Below are 20,267 nucleotides of genomic sequence, written 5' to 3' on the forward strand. Positions count from 1 at the left end.
GTCTCAGGCGCCGGTCCAGCGGTACTCCACCTCGGGACGGCCGCTGCCGCCGTACCGCACGGACCGCTCCACGACGTCCTCGGCGGCGAGGTACTCCAGGTAGCGGCGGGCGGTCACCCGGGAGGTGCCGATGGCCGCGGCCAGCTCCGAGGCCGAGCGGCCCACCCCGTCCCGCAGGGCGACGGTGACCTCCCGCAGGGTGTCCACGCTCATCCCCTTGGGCACCGTGGTGCGCTGCGGGGTGGTGCGCAGGACGCCGAGCATCTCGTCCACGTCCTGCTGCCCGACGTCGCTCTCCGCGGCGGTCAGCCGGGCCCGGTAGTCGGCGTACTGGTCGAGCTTGGTGCGGAACCCCGCGTAGGTGAACGGCTTGAGCAGGTAGAGCACCACGCCCTGCGACACCGCCCGCTTCACCACCTCCACGTCGCGCGCCGCGGTCACCGCGATCACGTCGCAGAGGAACCCCTCGGCGCGCATGCCCTGCAGCAGCGCCAGGCCGTGGCCGTCGGGCAGGTGCATGTCCAGCAGCACCAGGTCGACGGGCACGCTGCGCAGCACCCGGACCGCCTCGACCGACGAGCGCGCGACGCCGGCCAGCTCGAACCCCGCGGTACGACGGACGTAGGCGGCATGCGCCTGCGCGGAGAGCTCCTCGTCCTCGACCACCAGCACCCGGACCGTCATGCGGTCTCCCCGATCTCGACGAGGAACGACGCGCCGCCCAGGTCGGAGGTGGTCACGCCGATGCGCCCGTCGTACTTGCGGACGGCCTGGACCACCAGCGCCAGCCCGAGGCCGCGACCGACCGGGCCGTCGGAGGTCTTCGTCGACCAGCCGCGGCGGAACACCTGCTCGTCGAGCCCGGCGGGCACTCCGGCGCCCGAGTCGGAGACCCGCACGGTCAGCCCGGCCGCCGACCCCTGCAGCTGGACCACGACCACCCGGTCGGCCCGCTCGCTCACCGCGTCGAGCGCGTTGTCGACCAGGTTGCCGAGGATCGTGACCGCGTCGCGCTGCTCGATGGGTAGCGCGGAGAGGTCGGTGCGGTCGTCGATGCGCAGCTGCACCCCGCGCTCGGCGGCCTGCGCGGTCTTGCCCAGCAGCAGCGCGGACACCACCGGGTCCGACACCGACCCGACCACCCGGTCGGTGAGCAGCTGGGCGACCTCGAGCTCCTCGGTGGCGAAGTCCAGCGCCTCCTCGGTCCGGCCCATCTCGACCAGCGACACCACCGTGTGCAGCCGGTTGGCGGCCTCGTGGTTCTGCGAGCGCAGCGACTCGGCGAGCCCCCGGACGGTGTCGAGCTCGCCGGCGACCGCCTGGATCTCGGTGTGGTCGCGCAGCGTCACCACGGTGCCGACCTCGCGGCCCTGCCAGCGGGCCGGAGCGGTGTTCACCACCAGCACGGCGTCGTCGACCAGGTGGATCTCGTCGGGCCGCGAGTCGGTCGCCAGCACCGCGCGGGTCAGCGATTCGGGGAACCCCAGGTCCGCGACGGGCCGTCCGACCGCGCTGTCGTCGAGGTCGAGCAGCCGCTTGGCCTCGTCGTTGAGCAGCTGGACGCGGTCCTCGGTGTCGACGAGCAGGAGCCCCTCGCGCACGGCGTGCAGCACGGCGTCGTAGTACTCGTACATCCGGGTGATCTCACCCTCGCCGAGGCCGTGCGTCTGTCGTCTCAGCCGGCGGCTGATCAGCCAGGCGCCGAGCAGGCCGGTGCCCAGGACCAGCGCGGCCGCCAGCGCGATGGTGGGCAGCCGGTCGGCGAGCGCGTCCTGGATCCGCTGCATGGTGATGCCCACCGAGACCAGCGCGACCACCCGGCCCCCGGCCGCGCCCGAGCCGTCCGCGAACACCGGGACCACCGCCCGCATCGAGGGGCCGAGCGTGCCGGTGTACTCCTGGGTGAAGGCCCGGCCCGCCGGTGCGGTGCCCAGGTCCCCGATGAACGGCTTGCCGATCTGCGCGGGGTCCGGGTGCGAGTAGCGGGTGCGGTCCAGGGCCATCACCACCACGAAGTCGGTGTGCGAGTCGCGCCGTACGTCCTCGGCGAAGGGCTGGATGGTGTCCGACGGCGACCCGGTCCGCAACGCCTCGCGGACCTGCGGGGTGTCGGCCACCGACACCGCGACGGCGAGCGCCCGGTCGCGGGCACCCGCGATCTGGCTGCGCCGCGCGTCGTAGTAGGCCAGCGTCACCGCCCCCACGACGACCACCACGACGACGAGCACCTGCAGCACCAGGATCTGGCGGGCGACGGTGCTGCGGCGCGGGGACACGGCCGCATTCTCGCCCACCCGGGGCGGTCGTGCGTGAACACAACGAACACAAGAGTGACCGCAGTCACACAAGTGCGACATGCTCGGGCCCGTCACCCGACCCTTCCGGAGGAACCCATGACAGCCGCGCCCAGCACCGAGACCACCGCGACACCGCCACCGGGGCGACGTGACCGGTCGCACTACCTCTACATGGCGGTGATCGTCGCGGTGTTGCTCGGCATCGCGGTCGGGCTCCTCGCTCCGGACTTCGCGGTGCAGCTCAAGCCGATCGGCACCGCTTTCGTGGCGCTGATCAAGATGATGATCTCGCCGGTGATCTTCTGCACGATCGTGCTCGGCGTGGGCTCGGTCGCCAGCGCGGCGCACGTCGGCAAGGTCGGCGGCCTGGCCCTCGGCTACTTCGTGACGATGTCGACGGTCGCGCTGGCGATCGGCCTGGTCGTCGGCAACCTGATCCACCCCGGCTCGGGCCTGCACCTGACCGCCGACGTCGCCAAGGCCGGCGCGGAGCAGGCCGGCGAGTCCGGCAGCACCACGGACTTCATCCTCGGGGTCATCCCGACGACGCTGTTCTCCGCGCTGACCGAGGGCGAGGTGCTGCAGACCCTGCTGGTCGCGCTGCTGGTCGGCTTCGCCGTGCAGGCGATGGGCCGCAGCGGCCAGCCGGTGCTGCGTGGCGTCGAGCACCTGCAGCGCGTCGTCTTCCGGGTGCTCGCGATGATCATGTGGGCCGCCCCGGTCGGCGCGTTCGGCGCCATCGCCGGGGTGGTGGGCGAGACCGGGGTGGACGCGCTGAAGAGCCTCGCGATCCTGATGCTCGCCTTCTACATCACCTGCGCGCTGTTCGTGTTCGTGATGCTCGGCGCCATCCTCAAGCTGGCCACCGGGGTGAACATCTTCCGGCTGCTGCGCTACCTGGGCCGCGAGTTCCTGCTGATCCTCTCGACGTCGTCCTCGGAGTCGGCGCTGCCGCGGCTGATGGCCAAGATGGAGCACGCCGGCGTCGACAAGACCACGGTCGGGGTCGTCGTACCGACGGGGTACTCGTTCAACCTCGACGGCACCGCCATCTACCTGACGATGGCCTCGCTGTTCATCGCCGAGGCGCTCGGCAAGCCGCTGGCCATCGGCGAGCAGATCTCGCTGCTGGTCTTCATGGTCATCGCGTCCAAGGGCGCCGCGGGCGTCACGGGCGCGGGCCTGGCCACGCTGGCCGGCGGGCTCTCCTCGCACCGCCCCGAGCTGCTCGACGGCGTCGGCCTGATCGTCGGCATCGACCGGTTCATGTCGGAGGCCCGGGCGCTGACGAACTTCGCGGGCAACGCCGTGGCCACCGTGCTGATCGGCACCTGGACCGGGGGAGTGGACCGCGAGCAGCTCGACGCGGTGCTCGCCGGGACGCGCCCGTTCGACGAGACCACGATGCTCGACGCCGACGAGGCGGAGGAGCCCCTCGCGGACAGGGCGGTGGAGGCACCCGCGGCGCGTTAGGCTCCGGCTGTGCTGCGCACACAGACCGGCCTGCGCCTCCTCGGCCCCTCCGACCTCCCCGCGATGTTGGAGCTGGCGGCCTGCGACCCGGTGGTCAACGTCTTCGTCGACTACCGGGCCCGGCTGACCCAGCTCGACCCGCGCTGGCTCGGCGGCGAGGTGTGGGGCTACCACGAGGAGGGCCGGCTGGTCTCGGCCTGCCACGCCGCCGCCAACCTGGTGCCGGTCCAGGCCACCCCGCAGGCCCTGGTCGCGTTCGCCGAGCGGGCCGCCGCCCAGCAGCGCCGGTGCGCGACGATCGTCGGCCCGAGCGAGGCGGTCGAGCCGCTGTGGCAGCACCTCTCCGCGCACTGGCCGGCGCCCCGCGACGCGCGCTGGCACCAGCCGCACCTGCAGATCGCGCGGGAGTCGCCGATCACCCCCGACCCGCTGGTACGACGGACCGAGCGGGCCGACCTCGAGGCGCTCTACCCGGCCTGCGTGGCGATGTACACCGAGGAGGTCGGCGTCTCCCCCGGAGATCGGCGGCGGCGCGGACCTCTACCGGGCCCGGGTCGCCCAGCTCGTCGCCAAGGGCTGGTCGTTCGCCCGCATCGAGGACGGCCGCGTGGTGTTCAAGGCCGAGGTGGCGGCCGCGTCGCCGTTCGCCTGCCAGGTCCAGGGCGTCTACGTCGACCCGTCCCGGCGGGGCGAGGGCCTCGCGGCCGCCGGGATGGCCGCGGTGGTGCGCCACGCGCTGCGCGCCATCGCGCCGGTGGTCTCGCTCTACGTCAACGAGCACAACGTGTCCGCCCGCAAGGCCTACGCCCGGGCCGGCTTCGAGGATGCCGGGACCTTCTCCACGATCATGTTCTGAAGCGGTATTGCCAACCCCGGCCGGAGTGACCAAGGTGGGGGACGGGTGCTCCCACCGGGAGGAACACCACTTCTCGGAGGAGTCGGCCATGTTCAAGCTCGCCAGTGCGGCCGCCGTGTGCGCGGCCCTCGTCGTCGCAGGAGCGCCGCTCGCCGGCGCCCCGGCCACCGCCCGCCCCGTCGCCACCACGAAGGGCGTGCAGGGCACGCTGACGAAGCCACCGGGCCTCCCGGGCGGCTTCAAGCACCTCGTCGTGATCTACGAGGAGAACCACTCCTTCGACAACCTGTACGGCGGGTGGGGCGCCGTCAACGGCCAGCGCGTCGACGGACGCTCGCGCGCCACGGCGGCCCGCACCGCCCAGGTGGCCCAGAACGGGACGAGGTACTCCTGCCTGCTGCAGGACGACGTGAACCTCACGAGCCCGCCGCAGCCGGGCGACTGCACCGACAGCGCCCACGGCGTCATCAGCCACTTCGCCAACAAGCCGTTCGCGATCGACCGCTTCATCAAGCCGACCGACACCACCTGCCCCGCGCCCGGCGTCTTCGCCGCCAACGGCGTGCCGAAGGGGAGCGGCCAGCCGGGCGGCTGCACGCGGGACATCGTGCACCGCTTCTACCAGGAGCAGTACCAGCTCAACGGCGGACGGCAGAACCGCTACACCACCGGCTCCGACGCGGTCGGGCTCACCCAGGGGTACTACAAGACGCGCGACCTCCCGATCTACAAGTACCTGCACCGCACGGGTGCCCCGAAGTACGTGCTGGCCGACCGCTTCTTCCAGGCCGCGTTCGGCGGCTCGTTCCTCAACCACCAGTGGTTGATCGCCGCCCGGACCCCCCCTCGACACCAGCCACGGCGCGAGCACCGCGGCCAACTCCGTGCTCGACAGCAACGGGATGGTCACCGCCTACCCGCTCTACACACCGACCGGGCCGGTCAAGGACGGCCAGCTCACCCGCAAGTGCAACGACCCGCTGGAGATGAAGTACACGAAGGCCTGCGGCGACTTCGCGGTCAACACCGTCCAGCCGTCCAGCCCGCCCGCCGCGGCCACGGGTGCGAAGATCCCGCTGATCGACGACGCGAAGTACCCCAACATCGGTGACCGGATGACCAAGGCCGGGATCTCCTGGAAGTGGTACTCCGGCGGCTGGCGCGACGCCACGTCCGGCAAGCCCGGCCCGCTGTTCCAGTACCACCACCAGCCGTTCAACTACTTCGCCGCCTACGCCCCCGGGAAGCCGGGCCGCGCGCACCTCAAGGACGAGTCGCGATTCATCACGGCCGCGAAGAACGGCCACCTGCCGATGGTCAGCTTCGTGAAGCCGTACGGCGCCGAGAACGAGCACCCGGGCTACGCCAGCCAGTCGAAGGGCAGCGACCACCTCGTCCGGCTGCTCAAGACGATCACCAACGGCCCGCAGGGCAAGGACACGCTGGTCGTGGTGACCTACGACGAGTTCGGCGGTCAGTGGGACCACGTGTCGCCCCCCGCCGCGGGAGCCCGGAAGGGCACCCACGACGTCTGGGGGCCGGGCACCCGCATCCCGGCCCTGGTGGTCGGCCGTTCCCTGAAGCGCTCGGGCGTCGACCACACGTCGTACGACACGACGTCGATCCTGGCGACCATCGAGCGCAGCTACGGGCTGGCGCCGTTGTCGAGTCGTGACCGGGCCGTCAACGACCTCTCGCACGCCGTGGCGCGGGGTGGCCGCCGCTGACGCGGGAAACCTGTGTGCGGGCGCCGCGCGGGGACCGTTAGCCTTCACCCCATGATCTTGCGGATGTCGAGCCTGTTCGTGCGCACGCTGAGGGACGACCCGGCGGACGCGGAGGTGCCGAGCCACCGGCTGCTGGTCCGCGCGGGGTACATCCGCCGCGCGGCCCCCGGCATCTACTCCTGGCTGCCGCTGGGCCTGCGGGTGCTGCGCAACATCGAGGGCGTCGTCCGCGAGGAGATGGACGCGATCGGCGCCCAGGAGCTGCAGTTCCCCGCGCTGCTGCCGCGCGAGCCCTACGAGGCGACCGGCCGGTGGACGGAGTACGGCGACGGGATCTTCCGCCTCAAGGACCGCAAGGGCGCCGACTACCTGCTCGGCCCCACGCACGAGGAGCTGTTCACCCTCGTCGTGAAGGACCTGTACTCCTCCTACAAGGACCTGCCGGTCTGGCTCTACCAGATCCAGACGAAGTACCGCGACGAGGCGCGTCCCCGTGCCGGCGTGCTGCGCGGCCGCGAGTTCGTGATGAAGGACTCCTACTCCTTCGACGTCACCGACGAGGGCCTCGACCGGTCCTACGAGGCGCACCGCGCCGCCTACGTGAAGACCTTCGACCGGCTCGGCTTCGACTACGTCGTGGTCAAGGCCACCTCCGGGGCGATGGGCGGCTCGAAGTCCGAGGAGTTCCTGGCCACCGCGGAGAACGGCGAGGACACCTACGTCAGCTGCACCGGCTGCGACTACGCCGCCAACGTCGAGGCCGTGCAGGTGCGCGCCCCCCAGCCGGTGGCCTACGACGACGCGCCCGCCGCGCACGCGGAGCAGACGCCGGACACCCCCACGATCGAGACCCTCGTCGACCACCTCAACGAGAAGTTCCCCCGCGAGGACCGGCCCTGGCACGCCGGCGACACGCTCAAGAACGTGATCATCGTGCTCAAGCACCCCGACGGCACCCGCGAGCCGATCGCCATCGGTCTCCCCGGCGACCGCGAGGTCGACGTGAAGCGCCTCGAGGGGCAGCTCGAGCCCACCGAGGTCGAGGCGTTCGACGAGAAGGACTTCGCGAAGCACCCGTCGCTGGCGAAGGGCTACATCGGGCCCGGCGTGCTCGGCGAGAAGAACGAGTCGGGCATCCGCTACCTCGTCGACCCCCGGATCGTCGAGGGCACCCGCTGGGTCACCGGCGCCGACGTGGCCGGCTCGCACGTCATCGACCTGGTGGCCGGCCGCGACTTCACCCCGGACGGCACGATCGAGGCCGCCGAGGTCCGGGACGGCGACCCGTGCCCGAACTGCGACGGCACGCTGCACACCGCGCGCGGCATCGAGATGGGCCACATCTTCGCGCTGGGCCGCAAGTACGCCGACGCCCTCGGCCTGCAGGTGCTCGACGAGAACGGCAAGCTGGTCACGGTCACCATGGGCTCGTACGGGATCGGCGTCTCCCGGGCCGTCGGCGCGATCGCGGAGAACACCCACGACGAGCTCGGCCTGGTCTGGCCCCGCGAGGTCTCCCCGGCCGACGTGCACCTCGTCGCCACCGGCAAGGACACCGCGGTGTACGACGCGGCCGCCAAGCTCGCGGTGGACCTCACCGCCCGCGGCCTGACCGTCCTGTACGACGACCGCCCGAAGGTCTCGCCCGGCGTGAAGTTCAAGGACGCCGAGCTGATCGGCGTCCCCACGATCGTCGTGGTCGGCAAGGGCCTGGTCGACGGGGTCGTCGAGGTCAAGGACCGCGCGTCCGGCGAGCGCGAGGACGTCGCGCTGGACGCGGCCGTCGAGCACGTCGTGCGGGTGGTCACCGTGCCGCTCGAGGCCGTGACGGGGAACCTCAAGGGGTGAGCCGGAGACGATGAGCCCGGACATCGAGGCGGTGCTGTTCGACTGGGGCGGCACGCTGACGCCCTGGCACACGGTCGACTTCGCCGAGGAGGCGCGGGTGCTGGCCGCCGCGGCGCTCGACGCCGACGAGGCCGCCCACGAGCGGCTGGCCCGGGCCGGTGACGCGGTCTGGGGGCGCTCGCGCGACCACCACACCAGCGCGACGGTCGCCGACCTCTTCCTGGAGGCCGGGCTGTCCCACGACCCGTCGCTGCTGGGCGGCTACCGGGACTTCTGGGAGCCGCACACCTACACCGACCCCGACGTGCTGCCGCTGCTCAGCCGGCTGAGGGTCGACGGCCTCAAGGTCGGGGTGCTCTCGAACACCGTGTGGCCGCGGGAGTGGCACGAGGACTTTTTCCGCCGCGACGGCGTCCTGGAGCTGCTCGACGGGGCGGTCTACACCAGCGAGATCGCGTGGACGAAGCCCGCACCGCAGGCGTTCCACGCCGCGATGGAGGCGGTCGGCGTCGCGGACCCGGCGGCCTGCGTCTTCGTGGGGGACCGGCTCTTCGACGACATCTGGGGCGCGGCGAACGCCGGGATGCGGACCATCCACGTCCCGCACAGCGACATCCCGCGCACGCAGGTCGGGCACACCGAGGGGGAGCCGGACGCGGTCGCCGAGCAGCTGCGGCACGTGTACGACGTGGTGTCGGCCTGGCGCTCGGCCGGCTGAGCGTCGCACGCTGCACGATCCGGAACCTGCGCAAACCTGCACAAGATCCTCCGGCCGCAGGGTTCTCCGGCCGCGGATCTGCAGGCAGGATCGAGTCACCGGGACACGAGTCCCGGCTCTCGACGCCGAAGGATGTCGCACCCACATGACTGCACTCCGTCACCGGACCGCGGCGCTGGCTGGGCTCACCGCCCTGGTCGGCAGCCTCTCGTTCGCCGGGGCCCTCGCCCCGGCGCAGGCCGCCGAGCCCGCCTCCAGCCGGGCCGCCTCGTGCTTCGACCCCACCGCGGTGGGAGCCGGCACCGGCGGCGCCGCCGCGGCACGGGGCGGACGCTCCGGCCTCGACCACCGCGACCTGACCCCGGCGCAGCAGGCGTCGATCGAGAAGCGCACCAGGACCATCCTGGCCGACCGGCGCGGCAAGCCCGGTGGCGGCGGCACCGGGGGCACCGTCGCGGCCGGGCCGGTGCCGGTCTACATCCACGTGATGGCCGACGCGAACGGCAACGGCGACGTCACCGACGCGCAGATCACCGCGCAGATCGCCGAGCTCAACCAGGACTTCGCCGGCGGCGAGTCGACCTCGTCGGCCAACACCGGCTTCTCGTTCACCCTGGCCGGGACCGACCGCTACTACAACACGCAGTGGCACCAGGACAAGAGCAGCACGACGTACCGCTCGCAGACCCGGCGCGGCGGCGCCAACGCGCTGAACATCTGGCTGGTGGACTTCGCCTACCTCGGCGTCGCGACATTCCCGTGGGACTACGCGAAGAACCCGTCCATCGACGGGATCCGGGTGGAGTACTCCTCGCTGCCGGGCGGCTCGGCCACGAACTACAACGAGGGCAAGACCGCCTCGCACGAGGCCGGTCACTGGTTCGGGCTCTACCACACGTTCCAGGGCGGCTGCACGAGCACCAACGACGAGGTGGCCGACACCCCGGCGCAGTCCAGCGCCACCAGCGGCTGCCCCGAAGGACGCGACTCGTGCGCGCTGCCGGGCCTCGACCCGATCCACAACTACATGGACTACAGCTACGACCCCTGCTACAACCAGTTCACCCCGAACCAGGCCACGCGGACGCAGCAGATGTTCTCCGCCTACCGCTCCTAGCCCGAGCGGTACGCGACGCGGGAAGGCCGGTTCTCGGGGGCCTTCCCGTCGGGCGGACCCTCCTCGTCCCAGGCACGTCCTGGGGTGGGGAGGGTCTTCTCGTTCCGCCGGGCGGGGCCCGCGGCTCAGAGCTCGGGGACGCCGGGGAACGGGTCCGGGGCGCCGCCGAAGCCCAGCTGCCGGACTGCCGAGTCGGTCAGCGCGTCGATCGCCCACTGCCGGTCGACCCGCGCCGTGCTGCCCACCATCGTCGCGTAGACGTCCGAGCAGCGCTGCTCGGTGACCAGCGCACCGGACCGGAGCTGCGCCGGCGTACGGCTCGGGTTGGGCAGCTGGTAGCTCACGTCCGCCGCGACCGGGTCGCCGGACGCGGCCCGGACCATCGTGACCAGCTGGTCGCGGCGCCCCCGGTGCAGGGCGTACGCCGCCGCGAGACCGTTCGCCAGGTCCGGGTCGGCGGACGTCGACACCCGGCCGGCCAGGGCCCGGAAGACGTAGACCGCGGCGTGCTCGCCGGCGAGCGTCTGCTGCAGCGCCTCGAGCGGGGTCACCGGGCACCGCCCGCGGCGTCGGTGAGCGCTCGCGCCTGCTGGGCCGAGGCGGCGGCCATGCTGGCCAGCACGCGGGCGAACGCACCGCTCTCGGCGGCGAACGCGCCGCGCCGCCCGAGCAGGCTGAGCCGGTCCTCCTCGCGGGCCAGCACGGCCAGCGCGGCCGACGCCCGGGCCGGGACACGGGTCGTGACGGGAGCCGGTGCCGCCGTCGCCGAGGGGGTGGCGGCGGAGGAGGCCTGCTGCGGGACGGCCTCGGTCAGCAGGTCGACGTGCGCGGTGTGCGCGGTCCGGGCGGCCGCCAGGGTGGTCCCCAGCCGGGGGTGCCGGCGCACGGTGGCCAGCACCCGGTCGAGCATGCCCTGCTCGTCGGCGAGCACCGTCGCGGCGAGGGCCACGTCGGGGTCGGTGTCGGTGGACCGTCGCACCGCCGGGGTCGGGCCGGGGCGGGCGTCGATCCCGCGCGGCGTGCAGCCCGTCAGGGTCAGGGCCCCCAGCGCCGCGAACCCGCCCACCGTCGTACGCCGGGACAGGTGCGCGGCACGGCGAGGGGGGAGGGGTGGTCGGCACGCGGGGAGCCTACCGAGGCGCTCAGGACACGGAGAAGGAGACCAGCCGGTAGGCCCGGCCGGTGAAGCGCATCCGCACCACGAACGAGGCTCCCGCGTGCGCCGGGCTGGTGTTGCGGAACGTGCCGTCGTCGTGGAACGAGTCGCTGGCGGGGATGTCCACGACCGCCCGGGCGACGGCGGCCCGCGGCGGACCGCTCACCCGCAGCCGTCGTACGTCGACCCCGCGGAAGTCCACCGCCCACTTCTGGGCGCGGCGCCGCGCGAGCTCCGAGCGGAGCGCCGCGCAGCCGCCGCAGGGCCGCGCGGCGGTGCCCAGCGACACCAGCGGCCGGACGTCGTCGGTGCGCAGCGCGAAGCCCCACAGGTCCATCACGTGCCGGGCGAACGCGCGCTCGCCCGCCGCGCCGGGCCGTGCCGGCGGGGCGGCCGGGGGCTGCTCCGGCGCGCTCGACGCGGCCGGGGTCCGACCCGTCCCCGCGGCGCCCGCCGGGGTCCCGGGAGCCCCGTCGTCGGAGGGGGCGGAGCTGCAGCCGCCGACCAGGAGGGTCGCCCCGAGGAGGGCGGGCAGGAGGAGTCGGGTGCGGCGAGGCATGGCAGAGGCTACCAACGGATGGGGCCGCGACCCGGCCACCAGGGGCGGTCGGGAGGCCGGTGCGACGGCCTCTCGCGACCCGCTAGGGTTGCCGCACCACAACAGCAGAGCAAGGAAGGATGCCCGTGAGCACCGATCAGACCCGGGACCGACTTGCAGGGGTGTTGACCGAGCCCCTCGCTGCTAGCGGCCTCGACGTGGAGGCCATCGACCTCACCCCCGCCGGCAAGCGACGGCTGCTGCGCGTCGCCGTCGACAAGGACGGCGGGGTCACCCTCGACGACATCGCCGAGGCCACCAGGGAGGTCTCCCGGATCCTCGACGAGACCGACGTGATGGGCGAGCAGCCCTACACCCTCGAGGTCTCCTCACGGGGCGCCGACCGGCCGCTGACCGAGCCGCGGCACTGGCGGCGCAACGTCGGCCGCCTGGTCACCGTCACCCTGGCCGACAAGGCCTCGGTCACCGGGCGGATCATCGAGAGCGACGACACCCGCGCCGTCCTCGACGTCGACGGCACCTCGACCGAGGTCGGCTACGGCGACGTGAAGAAGGCCAAGATCCAGATCGAGTTCAACCGGAAGGAGTCCTGACGTCATGGACATCGACATGACCATCCTGCGATCGCTGGAGCGCGAGAAGGAGATCTCCTTCGAGATCCTGGTCGAGGCCATCGAGCAGGCGCTGCTGACGGCGTACCACAAGTCGCCGGGCGCCCGCCCCCAGGCGCGGGTCGAGCTCGACCGCAAGACCGGGCACGTGACGGTCTTCGCGACGGAGACCGACGAGGAGGGCAACAAGCTCTCCGAGTTCGAGGACACCCCCGACGGCTTCGGCCGGATCGCGGCGACGACCGCGAAGCAGATCATGCTCCAGCGGCTGCGCGACGCCGAGGACGACATCAAGTTCGGGGAGTTCGCCGGCAAGGAGGGCGACATCATCTCCGGCGTCATCCAGCAGGGCCGCGACCCGCAGGACGTGCTGGTCGACCTCGGCCGCCTCGAGGCGGTGCTGCCCTCGGGCGAGCGGGTGCCGGGGGAGAAGTACTCGCACGGCACCCGGATCAAGTGCCTGGTGATCTCGGTCCGCAAGGGCATGCGCGGCCCGCAGGTGATGCTGTCGCGCTCGCACCCGAACCTGGTGAAGAAGCTGTTCGCGATGGAGGTCCCCGAGATCGCCGACGGCACCGTGGAGATCTGCGGCATCGCCCGCGAGGCCGGCCACCGCACGAAGATCGCGGTGCGCTCGACGGTCCCCGGCGTGAACGCCAAGGGCTCGTGCATCGGGCCGATGGGCCAGCGGGTCCGCGCGGTGATGAACGAGCTGCACGGCGAGAAGATCGACATCGTCGACTTCTCCGAGGACCCCGCCGAGATGGTCGGGCACGCCCTCTCGCCGGCCCGGGTGAGCAGCGTCGAGGTGGTGGACCTCGCGGCCCGCTCCGCGCGGGTGGTCGTCCCCGACTACCAGCTGTCGCTGGCCATCGGCAAGGAGGGCCAGAACGCCCGCCTTGCCGCGCGGCTCACCGGCTGGCGCATCGACATCCGCTCCGACGAGGCCCCGGCCGAGCCGGCGATCGCGCCCGTCGTACCCGTGGCGCCGCCGCTGGAGGGCCAGGACTGACGCCGGTTCGGCTCCCGGGCCGCCAGACGCTAGACTGGTCGGCGGTTCGCCACTGCAACCCGAAGGCCCGTGCACCTGCATGTCCACCGACTCGATCTCTGGACCTGCTCGCACGTGCGTGGGGTGTCGGCAGCGGGCCGCGAAGCACGATCTGCTGCGAGTCGTGGCCGGCGAGCGGGGACAGGGCCTGGAGGTCGTCCCCGATCCGTCCGGTCGGGCACCCGGTCGAGGGGCGCACCTGCACCCCACCCCCGAGTGCCTGGAGCTCGCCCTCCGGCGTCGAGCGTTTCCCCGGGCCCTCAAGGTCCAGGGTCGGCTCGCCACGACGGCGGTCGAGGACCATCTCCACCAGCACCACTGACCAGTGAGACCGACAGAAATTGGAGCAGCAGCTCATGAGCACTCGATGAGTACTTTCCGATGAGCATGCACACCAGCTAACGGTCCGACCAGCCCCCCCTTCGACCATCGAGGGTCCCGGGACTCGGACCAGAAGGAGAAGCGTGGCTAAGGTCCGAGTCCACGAGCTCGCCAAAGAGCTCGGAGTCGAGAGCAAGGTCGTCCTGACCAAGCTCAAAGAAATGGGAGAGTTCGTCAAGTCGGCGTCGTCGACGGTCGAGGCCCCCCGTGGTGAAGCGGTTCACCGACCAGTTCGGTGCCGAGCTGAAGGCGAGCCCCGGCGACGGTGCGGCCAAGAAGGCCGCCCCCGCCAAGCCGGGCCCCAAGGCCCCGGCCCCGAAGCAGCCTGCCGAGACCCCGGCCCCGGCCGCGCCGGCAGCTGTCGAGGCGCCCGCCGCGGCCGCCCCCGAGGCGCCTGCCGCCCCGGTCGAGACCCCGGCTGCCGCCACCCCGTCCGGTCCCCGTCCGGGACCGCGCCAGGCCCCGACGCCGGCCCCCGCCGAGCCGGTCGCCGAGCCGGTCGTCGAGGCTCCGGCCGCATCGGCCCCGGCCGAGACGACCGAGGACGTCACGCCCCCGGCCGGAGACGCTCCGGCCGAGTCGACGTCCCGTCGCCCCGGCCCGCCCCCGGCACGTCCCTCGGGCCGTCCCGGCTCGCCGCGTCCCGGCAACAACCCGTTCGCGCCGTCCCAGGGCATGGGGCGCCGCCCCGCCCCGCGTCCCGCGGCCGACACCCCGCCGACCGACCGTCCGGCCCCGGCCGGCGACCGGCCGCCGCGTCCCCCCGCCAGCCGTGACGGTGGCGCTCCGGGTCGTCCCAGCGCCCCCGCCGGCGGCGCTCCCGGCCGTCCGGGCATGCCCCGGCCGAACCCGGCGATGATGCCGAAGTCCCCGGCCGCCTTCGGTGGCGGCCCCGGCGGCCGTCCGGCCCCCGGCGGTCGTGGCGGTGCGCCCGGCCGCGGTGGTCCCGGTGGCGGCACCGGCGGCCCCGGCGGCGGTCGCGCCGGCGCCCCGGCCCGTGGCGGCGCCCCGGGTGGTGCGCCCGGCGGCTTCGCCGGTCGTCCCGGTGGCGGTGGCCGCCCCGGTGGCGGTCGTCCCGGCCAGCGCGGTCAGACCCAGGGTGCGTTCGGTCGCCCCGGCGGTCCCTCGCGTCGTGGTCGCAAGTCGAAGCGCGCGCGTCGTCAAGAGTTCGAGCAGATGCAGGCCCCGACGATCGGTGGCGTGCGCGTCCGCAAGGGCGACGGCGAGACCATCCGCCTGGCGCGTGGCTCGTCGCTGACCGACTTCGCCGAGAAGATCGGCGTCGACGCGGCAGCACTCGTGCAGATGCTGTTCAGCCTGGGCGAGATGGTCACCGCGACCGAGTCCGTCAACGACGAGACGCTGGAGCTGCTCGGTGACGAGCTGAACTACGTCATCCAGGTGGTCTCGCCCGAGGACGAGGACCGCGAGCTGCTCGAGTCCTTCGACCTCGAGTTCGGTGAGGACGAGGGCGACGAGGACGACCTCGCGGCCCGCCCGCCGGTCGTCACGGTCATGGGTCACGTCGACCACGGAAAGACCAAGCTGCTCGACGCGCTGCGCAACGCCAACGTGGTCGCCAAGGAGGCCGGTGGCATCACGCAGCACATCGGTGCCTACCAGGTGGCCACCGAGGTCGACGGCAACGAGCGTCGGATCACCTTCATCGACACCCCGGGTCACGAGGCGTTCACCGCCATGCGTGCTCGTGGTGCGCAGGCGACCGACATCGCGGTCCTGGTGGTCGCGGCCGACGACGGCGTGATGCCGCAGACGGTCGAGGCGCTCAACCACGCCAAGGCCGCCGGCGTCCCGATCGTGGTCGCGGTCAACAAGATCGACGTCGAGGCTGCCGACCCGACCAAGGTGCGCGGCCAGCTCAGCGAGTACGGCCTGGTGCCCGAGGAGTACGGCGGCGACACGATGTTCGTCGACGTCTCGGCGAAGGCCGGGCTCAACCTCGACAAGCTGCTCGAGGCCATCGTGCTCACCGCGGACGCCTCGCTCGACCTGCGGGCCAACCCCGACCAGGACGCGCAGGGCCTCGTCATCGAGGCGCACCTCGACCGGGGCCGCGGTCCCGTCGCGACGGTGCTCGTCCAGCGCGGAACGCTCAAGGTCGGTCAGTCGATCGTCGCGGGCCCGGCCTACGGCCGCGTGCGCGCCATGATCGACGAGTACGGCGACAACATCGAGGAAGCGGACCCGTCGCGCCCCGCGATGGTGCTCGGCCTGACCGCCGTACCCGGCGCCGGGCAGAACTTCATCGTGGTCGAGGACGACCGCATGGCCCGGCAGATCGCCGAGCGGCGCGAGTCGCGTGAGCGGGCGGCCATGCAGGCCAAGCGTCGCGTGCGTCGCACCCTGGAGGACTTCATGTCCTCGATGGAGAAGGGCAAGAGCCAGGAGCTCAACCTGATCCTGAAGGGCGACGTGTCCGGCTCGGTCGAGGCGCTCGAGGACTCGCTCGCCAAGATCGACGTCGGCGACGAGGTCAACCTGCGGGTCATCGACCGCGGTGTCGGTGCGATCACCGAGACCAACGTCGACCTGGCTGCCGCCTCCGACGCCATCATCATCGGCTTCAACGTCCGCCCGCAGGGCAAGGCGACGGAGATGGCCGACAAGGAGGGCGTGGAGATCCGGTACTACTCGGTCATCTACCAGGCGATCGAGGAGATCGAGGCAGCCCTCAAGGGCCTGCTCAAGCCGGAGTACGAAGAGGTCACCCTCGGCCAGGCCGAGATCCGGGAGATCTTCCGCTCCAGCAAGATCGGCAACATCGCCGGCTGCATGGTCACGAGTGGTGTCATCCGACGCAACGCCAAGGCGCGGCTCATCCGCGACGGCAACGTGGCGGCCGACAACCTCGACCTGTCGTCGCTGCGCCGCGAGAAGGACGACGTCGCCGAGGTCCGCGAGGGCTTCGAGTGTGGTCTGACCCTGCGGGGCTTCAACGACATCAAGCAGGGCGACATCGTCGAGTGCTTCGAGATGCGGGAGATCCCCCGCGCGTAACCACGTCGCCGACCCGTCACCAGTGCAGCGCGCCCCACGGCGTGTCGGACACCAGGTGACGGGTCGGCGTCCTTTCTACGAGCAACAGGAGCAGCAGTGGCAAACCCCAGGGTCCGCAAGGTCGCGGACCGGATCCAGGTCATCGTCGCGGAGATGCTGGAGCGGCGGATCAAGGACCCGCGTCTCGGGTTCGTGACCGTGACCGACGTCCGGGTCAGCGGCGACACCCAGCAGGCCTCGGTGTTCTACACCGTGCTCGGCGAGGAGGAGCAGGTCGTCGGCTCGGCGGCCGCCCTCGAGTCGGCCCGCGGCCTGATCCGGTCCGAGGTCGCCAAGCAGCTCGGCATGCGGCACGCGCCGTCGCTGGAGTTCATCCACGACGCGCTGCCGGACACCGCGCGGCACTTCGAGGAGATCCTCGCCAAGACCCGGGAGGCCGACGCCGCACGCGCCGCGTCGGCCGCCGGGGCGACGTACGCCGGCGAGCCCGACCCGTACCGCAAGCCGCACGAGCCCGACGAGCTCGACGACGAGCCCGACGACGAGCCCGACGACGAGCCCGACGACGAGCTGGACGAGCCCGACACGTCCGACGAGGACACCGACGACAAGTGAGCGCCGAGGGACAGGCCGGGCTCGTCGTCGTCGACAAGCCGGCCGGGATGACCTCGCACGACGTGGTCGCCCGGATCCGGCGGCTCGCCGGCACCCGCAAGGTCGGGCACGCCGGCACACTGGACCCGATGGCCACCGGCGTGCTGCTGGTCGGGGTCAACCGGGCCACCCGGCTGCTCGGCCACCTCACCCTGACCGAGAAGGCGTACGACGCCACGGTGCGGCTCGGGGCGAGCACCAGCACCGACGACGCGGAGGGGGAGACCCTGACGACCGCGTCGGTGGAGCACCTCACCGAGGACGACGTGCGGTCGGCGGCGGGCCGGTTCGTTGGTGCCCTCGAGCAGAAGCCGTCGGCGGTCTCCGCGATCAAGGTGGACGGCAAGCGCGCCTACGCCCGGGTCCGTGACGGCGAGGACGTCGACCTCCCGGCGCGACCCGTCACCGTCCACGAGCTGCTGGTCACCGACGTGCGCCCCGCCGACGGCTTCCTCGACGTGGACGTCTCGGTGCGCTGCAGCAGCGGCACCTACATCCGGGCGATCGCCCGCGACCTCGGCGCCGAGCTCGGCACCGGCGGCCACCTCACCGCGCTGCGCCGTACGGCGGTCGGGCCGTTCACGCTCGCCGAGGCGCACGGCCTCGACGCCCTCGCGGAGCGGTTCGACCTGGTGGACGTCTCCGACGTGGCCCGGCGCTGCTTCGCGACGTACGACCTGAGCGAGGACGAGGCGCGTGACGTCGGCTACGGCCGCAAGCTCTCCACGGTCGTCGGCGAGCCCGCCCCGGTGGCGGTCTTCGACGGATCCGGGAGGTTCCTCGCGCTCTACGAGCAGCGGGGTGAGGTCGCCGCCCCCGTCGCGGTGTTCTCCTAGCCCGCGTGGGAACATGAGGGCTCGTCGGAGTCTCGGAGAAGGAGCAGACCCCGTGCAGATCTGGCGCTCGCTCGACGAGGTGCCCCGCGACCTCGGCCGGACCGTCGTCACCGTCGGCAACTTCGACGGGGTGCACCTCGGGCACCAGCACGTCGTGTCCCGGGCCCGTGAGGTCGCCGCCGGGCTCGGCGTGCCCGTCGTCGCGGTCACCTTCGACCCGCACCCGATGGCGGTGCTCCGCCCCGAGCACGCGCCGCAGACGCTGACCGACCTGTCGACCCGCGCGGCGCTGCTCGCCGACGCCGGGGTGGACGCCCTGCTCGTCGTGCCGTTCGACCGCGACGTGGCGGCCTGGCCCCCGGAGCGGTTCGTCACCGAGATCCTGGTCGGCGGGCTGCACGCGCGGGCGGTGGTGGTCGGCGCGAACTTCCGCTTCGGCGTGAAGGCCTCCGGCGACGTCGCCACCCTCGCCGCGCTCGGCCGCACCCACGACTTCACCGCCGAGGGCATCGCCCTGGACGGCGGCCCGCAGGTCTGGTCCTCCACCTACGTCCGCAACTGCCTCGGCGCCGGGGACGTCGAGGGCGCCGCGGAGGCCCTCGGCCACCCGTTCACCGTGCGCGGCGAGGTCGTCAAGGGCGACCAGCGCGGCCGCGAGCTGGGCTACCCGACCGCCAACGTGCCCACCTCGGGGATGCTCGCCGCGCCCGCGGACGGCGTGTACGCCGGCTGGCTGCGGCGCCTCGACGAGCCCGACGTCCTGCTGCCCGCCGCGATCAGCGTCGGCACCAACCCGACCTTCGAGGGCGAGCGGGAGCGGCGCGTGGAGTCCTACGTGCTCGACCGCGACGACCTCGAGCTGTACGGCGTCGGGGTCGAGGTGTCCTTCGTGGCCCGGATCCGCGGGATGCTGCGGTTCGACTCCGTCGAGGAGCTCGTCGCCACCATGGCGCAGGACGTGGCCCGCACCCGCGAGGTCCTCGGCGCCTGATGGTCGAGCGCACCCAGGCTCTGCGGGACGCGGAGCTGTGGTTCCTGCGGCACGGCCTGCCCTACTTCGTGCGCTCGGAGCGGGCGATCGTGCACCGCGGCCTGAGCCGGGCCCGGCTGCTGCCGGTGCTGGCGGTGGCGCTGCTGGTCGGCGCGGCGGTCGGCGTCCCGACCGGGATCTGGGTGTCCGGTGACGTCGCGGGTGGCCTGGCGTCCGGGCTGTTCGCGGCCGGAGCCGTGCTCGCGGTCTACGCGGGCACCACCCTGCGGCTGCGGATCATCGCCCGCTGGGCGGTCGGCCGGACCTTCGCCAGCCTGGGGATGATGTTCCCGCTGGTCACCCGGGCGCTCCCGCTGCTGCTGCTGTTCGTGACGTTCCTGTTCATCAACACCGAGGTCTGGATGGTGGCCAGCTCGCTGGACCCGGGCGTGCTGGCGATGGCGGTGATGTTCTTCGCGCTGACCGCGGTGGTGTTCCTGCTGGTCAGGCTGCCCGAGGAGATGGACCGCGTCGACGACGACACCGACCGGGGCCGGCTGGTCGAGCGCACCCGCGGCACCCCGGTGGAGCACTGCGCGGCCGAGGTCTTCGAGGGGATCCACGAGGGCGAGCTGCGCGGCGTCCTCGAGGTCGCCGGCTTGCAGAAGTGGAACCTGGTCCTGGTGCTGCTGGTCTCGCAGTTCGTCCAGGTGCTGCTGCTGTCGGTGGCGGTGCTGGTCTTCTTCCTGGTCTTCGGCAGCGTCGTCATGCAGCCGGAGGTGGTGGGCTCCTGGCTGGGCATGAAGGGGCCGACCGACGTCTCCGGGCCGCTGGTCAAGGTGTCGGTGTTCCTGGCCGGCTTCTCGGGCCTGTACTTCACGGTCTACGCGGTCACCGACGAGACCTACCGCCAGCAGTTCTTCACCTCGGTGACCCGCGAGCTCGAGCGCGCCGTCGCGGTGCGCGCGGTCTACGGCACCCTGCACCGCTGAGCG

Annotated in this window: 19 protein-coding genes and 2 pseudogenes; 16 read left to right on the top strand and 5 right to left on the bottom strand. The window is 72.6% G+C overall.

Annotated elements, in window-relative coordinates:
• Positions 1-3: 3 nt before the first annotated feature.
• Together KRR39_RS04700 and KRR39_RS04705 are read right to left on the bottom strand one after the other, a co-directional pair.
• Positions 4-684, bottom strand: a complete 681-nt coding sequence (locus tag KRR39_RS04700; protein ID WP_216940960.1) for a response regulator — start codon at positions 682-684, stop codon at positions 4-6.
• Entirely contained in the window at positions 681-2,276 is a 1,596-nt protein-coding gene (locus KRR39_RS04705; RefSeq protein WP_254185516.1) for an ATP-binding protein, read from the bottom strand. Before KRR39_RS04705 ends, KRR39_RS04700 begins: the two co-directional genes overlap by 4 nt.
• Positions 2,277-2,393: 117 nt before the next feature.
• On the opposite strand from KRR39_RS04705, the gene KRR39_RS04710 reads away from it, so the two are divergent.
• The 8 genes and pseudogenes from KRR39_RS04710 (at position 2,394) to KRR39_RS04735 (ending at position 10,036) form a co-directional block, all read left to right on the top strand.
• Positions 2,394-3,770 carry a cation:dicarboxylate symporter family transporter gene (locus KRR39_RS04710; protein WP_216940961.1) on the top strand — a complete coding sequence of 459 codons (1,377 nt, stop codon included), beginning with the start codon at positions 2,394-2,396 and terminating at the stop codon, positions 3,768-3,770.
• 63 nt (positions 3,771-3,833) lie between these two features.
• Positions 3,834-4,175, top strand: a pseudogene (locus KRR39_RS24340) (DUF4081 domain-containing protein); the annotation flags it as partial.
• 202 nt (positions 4,176-4,377) lie between these two features.
• Positions 4,378-4,626 carry a GNAT family N-acetyltransferase gene (locus tag KRR39_RS24345; protein ID WP_254185517.1) on the top strand — a complete coding sequence of 83 codons (249 nt, stop codon included), beginning with the start codon at positions 4,378-4,380 and terminating at the stop codon, positions 4,624-4,626.
• Positions 4,627-4,714: 88 nt separating this feature from the next.
• Positions 4,715-5,737, top strand: a complete 1,023-nt coding sequence (locus tag KRR39_RS04720; protein ID WP_216940962.1) for an alkaline phosphatase family protein — start codon at positions 4,715-4,717, stop codon at positions 5,735-5,737.
• Between the two features lie 4 nt (positions 5,738-5,741).
• Positions 5,742-6,353: an alkaline phosphatase family protein gene (locus tag KRR39_RS24350; protein WP_254185687.1), complete on the top strand. Its 612-nt coding sequence runs from the start codon at positions 5,742-5,744 to the stop codon at positions 6,351-6,353.
• Positions 6,354-6,404: 51 nt separating this feature from the next.
• The gene (locus KRR39_RS04725) at positions 6,405-8,201 is read left to right on the top strand and encodes a proline--tRNA ligase (RefSeq protein ID WP_216940963.1); all 1,797 of its coding nucleotides are present in this window, start codon (positions 6,405-6,407) and stop codon (positions 8,199-8,201) included.
• Positions 8,202-8,211: 10 nt separating this feature from the next.
• A complete protein-coding gene (locus KRR39_RS04730) occupies positions 8,212-8,919 on the top strand; it encodes an HAD family hydrolase (protein ID WP_216940964.1) in 708 nt (235 codons plus the stop codon).
• Positions 8,920-9,064: 145 nt separating this feature from the next.
• Positions 9,065-10,036 carry a zinc metalloprotease gene (locus KRR39_RS04735; RefSeq protein WP_216940965.1) on the top strand — a complete coding sequence of 324 codons (972 nt, stop codon included), beginning with the start codon at positions 9,065-9,067 and terminating at the stop codon, positions 10,034-10,036.
• A gap of 125 nt (positions 10,037-10,161) precedes the next feature.
• Here KRR39_RS04735 and KRR39_RS04740 read toward each other — a convergent pair whose 3' ends face one another.
• From KRR39_RS04740 to KRR39_RS04750, 3 genes are all read right to left on the bottom strand, one after another.
• Positions 10,162-10,587: a ferritin-like domain-containing protein gene (locus KRR39_RS04740; protein ID WP_216940966.1), complete on the bottom strand. Its 426-nt coding sequence runs from the start codon at positions 10,585-10,587 to the stop codon at positions 10,162-10,164.
• On the bottom strand, positions 10,584-11,102 hold the full coding sequence (locus KRR39_RS04745) for a hypothetical protein (RefSeq protein WP_216940967.1): 519 nt from the start codon (positions 11,100-11,102) through the stop codon (positions 10,584-10,586). The genes KRR39_RS04740 and KRR39_RS04745 overlap by 4 nt, the downstream gene beginning before the upstream one ends.
• Positions 11,103-11,178: 76 nt before the next feature.
• Positions 11,179-11,751 carry a hypothetical protein gene (locus KRR39_RS04750; protein WP_216940968.1) on the bottom strand — a complete coding sequence of 191 codons (573 nt, stop codon included), beginning with the start codon at positions 11,749-11,751 and terminating at the stop codon, positions 11,179-11,181.
• A gap of 119 nt (positions 11,752-11,870) precedes the next feature.
• Here KRR39_RS04750 and rimP point away from each other — a divergent pair, with 119 nt between their 5' ends.
• From rimP to KRR39_RS04790, 8 genes and pseudogenes are all read left to right on the top strand, one after another.
• Complete coding sequence (gene rimP, locus KRR39_RS04755) at positions 11,871-12,344, top strand: ribosome maturation factor RimP (protein ID WP_216940969.1); 474 nt, start codon at positions 11,871-11,873, stop codon at positions 12,342-12,344.
• Positions 12,345-12,348: 4 nt separating this feature from the next.
• The gene (nusA, locus tag KRR39_RS04760) at positions 12,349-13,374 is read left to right on the top strand and encodes a transcription termination factor NusA (RefSeq protein WP_216940970.1); all 1,026 of its coding nucleotides are present in this window, start codon (positions 12,349-12,351) and stop codon (positions 13,372-13,374) included.
• Positions 13,375-13,453: 79 nt separating this feature from the next.
• Complete coding sequence (locus tag KRR39_RS04765) at positions 13,454-13,735, top strand: YlxR family protein (protein ID WP_216940971.1); 282 nt, start codon at positions 13,454-13,456, stop codon at positions 13,733-13,735.
• A gap of 142 nt (positions 13,736-13,877) precedes the next feature.
• Positions 13,878-16,812, top strand: a pseudogene (gene infB / locus KRR39_RS04770) (translation initiation factor IF-2).
• A gap of 96 nt (positions 16,813-16,908) precedes the next feature.
• Positions 16,909-17,427, top strand: coding sequence for a 30S ribosome-binding factor RbfA (gene rbfA, locus KRR39_RS04775; RefSeq protein WP_216940972.1), 519 nt, complete (start codon positions 16,909-16,911; stop codon positions 17,425-17,427).
• A gap of 47 nt (positions 17,428-17,474) precedes the next feature.
• On the top strand, positions 17,475-18,302 hold the full coding sequence (gene truB / locus KRR39_RS04780; RefSeq protein WP_436972048.1) for a tRNA pseudouridine(55) synthase TruB: 828 nt from the start codon (positions 17,475-17,477) through the stop codon (positions 18,300-18,302).
• A gap of 13 nt (positions 18,303-18,315) precedes the next feature.
• A complete protein-coding gene (locus tag KRR39_RS04785) occupies positions 18,316-19,293 on the top strand; it encodes a bifunctional riboflavin kinase/FAD synthetase (protein ID WP_216940974.1) in 978 nt (325 codons plus the stop codon).
• Positions 19,293-20,264 (top strand): hypothetical protein, encoded by a 972-nt coding sequence (locus KRR39_RS04790; RefSeq protein WP_216940975.1) that lies wholly within the window; start codon positions 19,293-19,295, stop codon positions 20,262-20,264. Before KRR39_RS04785 ends, KRR39_RS04790 begins: the two co-directional genes overlap by 1 nt.
• Positions 20,265-20,267 lie beyond the last annotated feature (3 nt).

The sequence above is a fragment of the Nocardioides panacis genome, from assembly GCF_019039255.1.
In the GTDB taxonomy this organism is placed as follows: domain Bacteria; phylum Actinomycetota; class Actinomycetes; order Propionibacteriales; family Nocardioidaceae; genus Nocardioides_B; species Nocardioides_B panacis.

Excerpts from the sequence above, each read along its gene's own strand:
- KRR39_RS04700 (WP_216940960.1), bottom strand. The coding sequence starts at position 684 with ATGACGGTCCGGGTGCTGGTGGTCGAGGACGAGGAGCTCTCCGCGCAG.
- KRR39_RS04710 (WP_216940961.1), top strand. The coding sequence starts at position 2,394 with ATGACAGCCGCGCCCAGCACCGAGACCACCGCGACACCGCCACCGGGG.
- KRR39_RS04720 (WP_216940962.1), top strand. The coding sequence starts at position 4,715 with ATGTTCAAGCTCGCCAGTGCGGCCGCCGTGTGCGCGGCCCTCGTCGTC.
- KRR39_RS24350 (WP_254185687.1), top strand. The coding sequence starts at position 5,742 with ATGACCAAGGCCGGGATCTCCTGGAAGTGGTACTCCGGCGGCTGGCGC.
- KRR39_RS04725 (WP_216940963.1), top strand. The coding sequence starts at position 6,405 with ATGATCTTGCGGATGTCGAGCCTGTTCGTGCGCACGCTGAGGGACGAC.
- KRR39_RS04730 (WP_216940964.1), top strand. The coding sequence starts at position 8,212 with ATGAGCCCGGACATCGAGGCGGTGCTGTTCGACTGGGGCGGCACGCTG.
- KRR39_RS04735 (WP_216940965.1), top strand. The coding sequence starts at position 9,065 with ATGACTGCACTCCGTCACCGGACCGCGGCGCTGGCTGGGCTCACCGCC.
- KRR39_RS04750 (WP_216940968.1), bottom strand. The coding sequence starts at position 11,751 with ATGCCTCGCCGCACCCGACTCCTCCTGCCCGCCCTCCTCGGGGCGACC.
- rimP (WP_216940969.1), top strand. The coding sequence starts at position 11,871 with ATGCCCGTGAGCACCGATCAGACCCGGGACCGACTTGCAGGGGTGTTG.
- nusA (WP_216940970.1), top strand. The coding sequence starts at position 12,349 with ATGGACATCGACATGACCATCCTGCGATCGCTGGAGCGCGAGAAGGAG.
- KRR39_RS04765 (WP_216940971.1), top strand. The coding sequence starts at position 13,454 with ATGTCCACCGACTCGATCTCTGGACCTGCTCGCACGTGCGTGGGGTGT.
- truB (WP_436972048.1), top strand. The coding sequence starts at position 17,475 with ATGACCTCGCACGACGTGGTCGCCCGGATCCGGCGGCTCGCCGGCACC.
- KRR39_RS04785 (WP_216940974.1), top strand. The coding sequence starts at position 18,316 with ATGAGGGCTCGTCGGAGTCTCGGAGAAGGAGCAGACCCCGTGCAGATC.
- KRR39_RS04790 (WP_216940975.1), top strand. The coding sequence starts at position 19,293 with ATGGTCGAGCGCACCCAGGCTCTGCGGGACGCGGAGCTGTGGTTCCTG.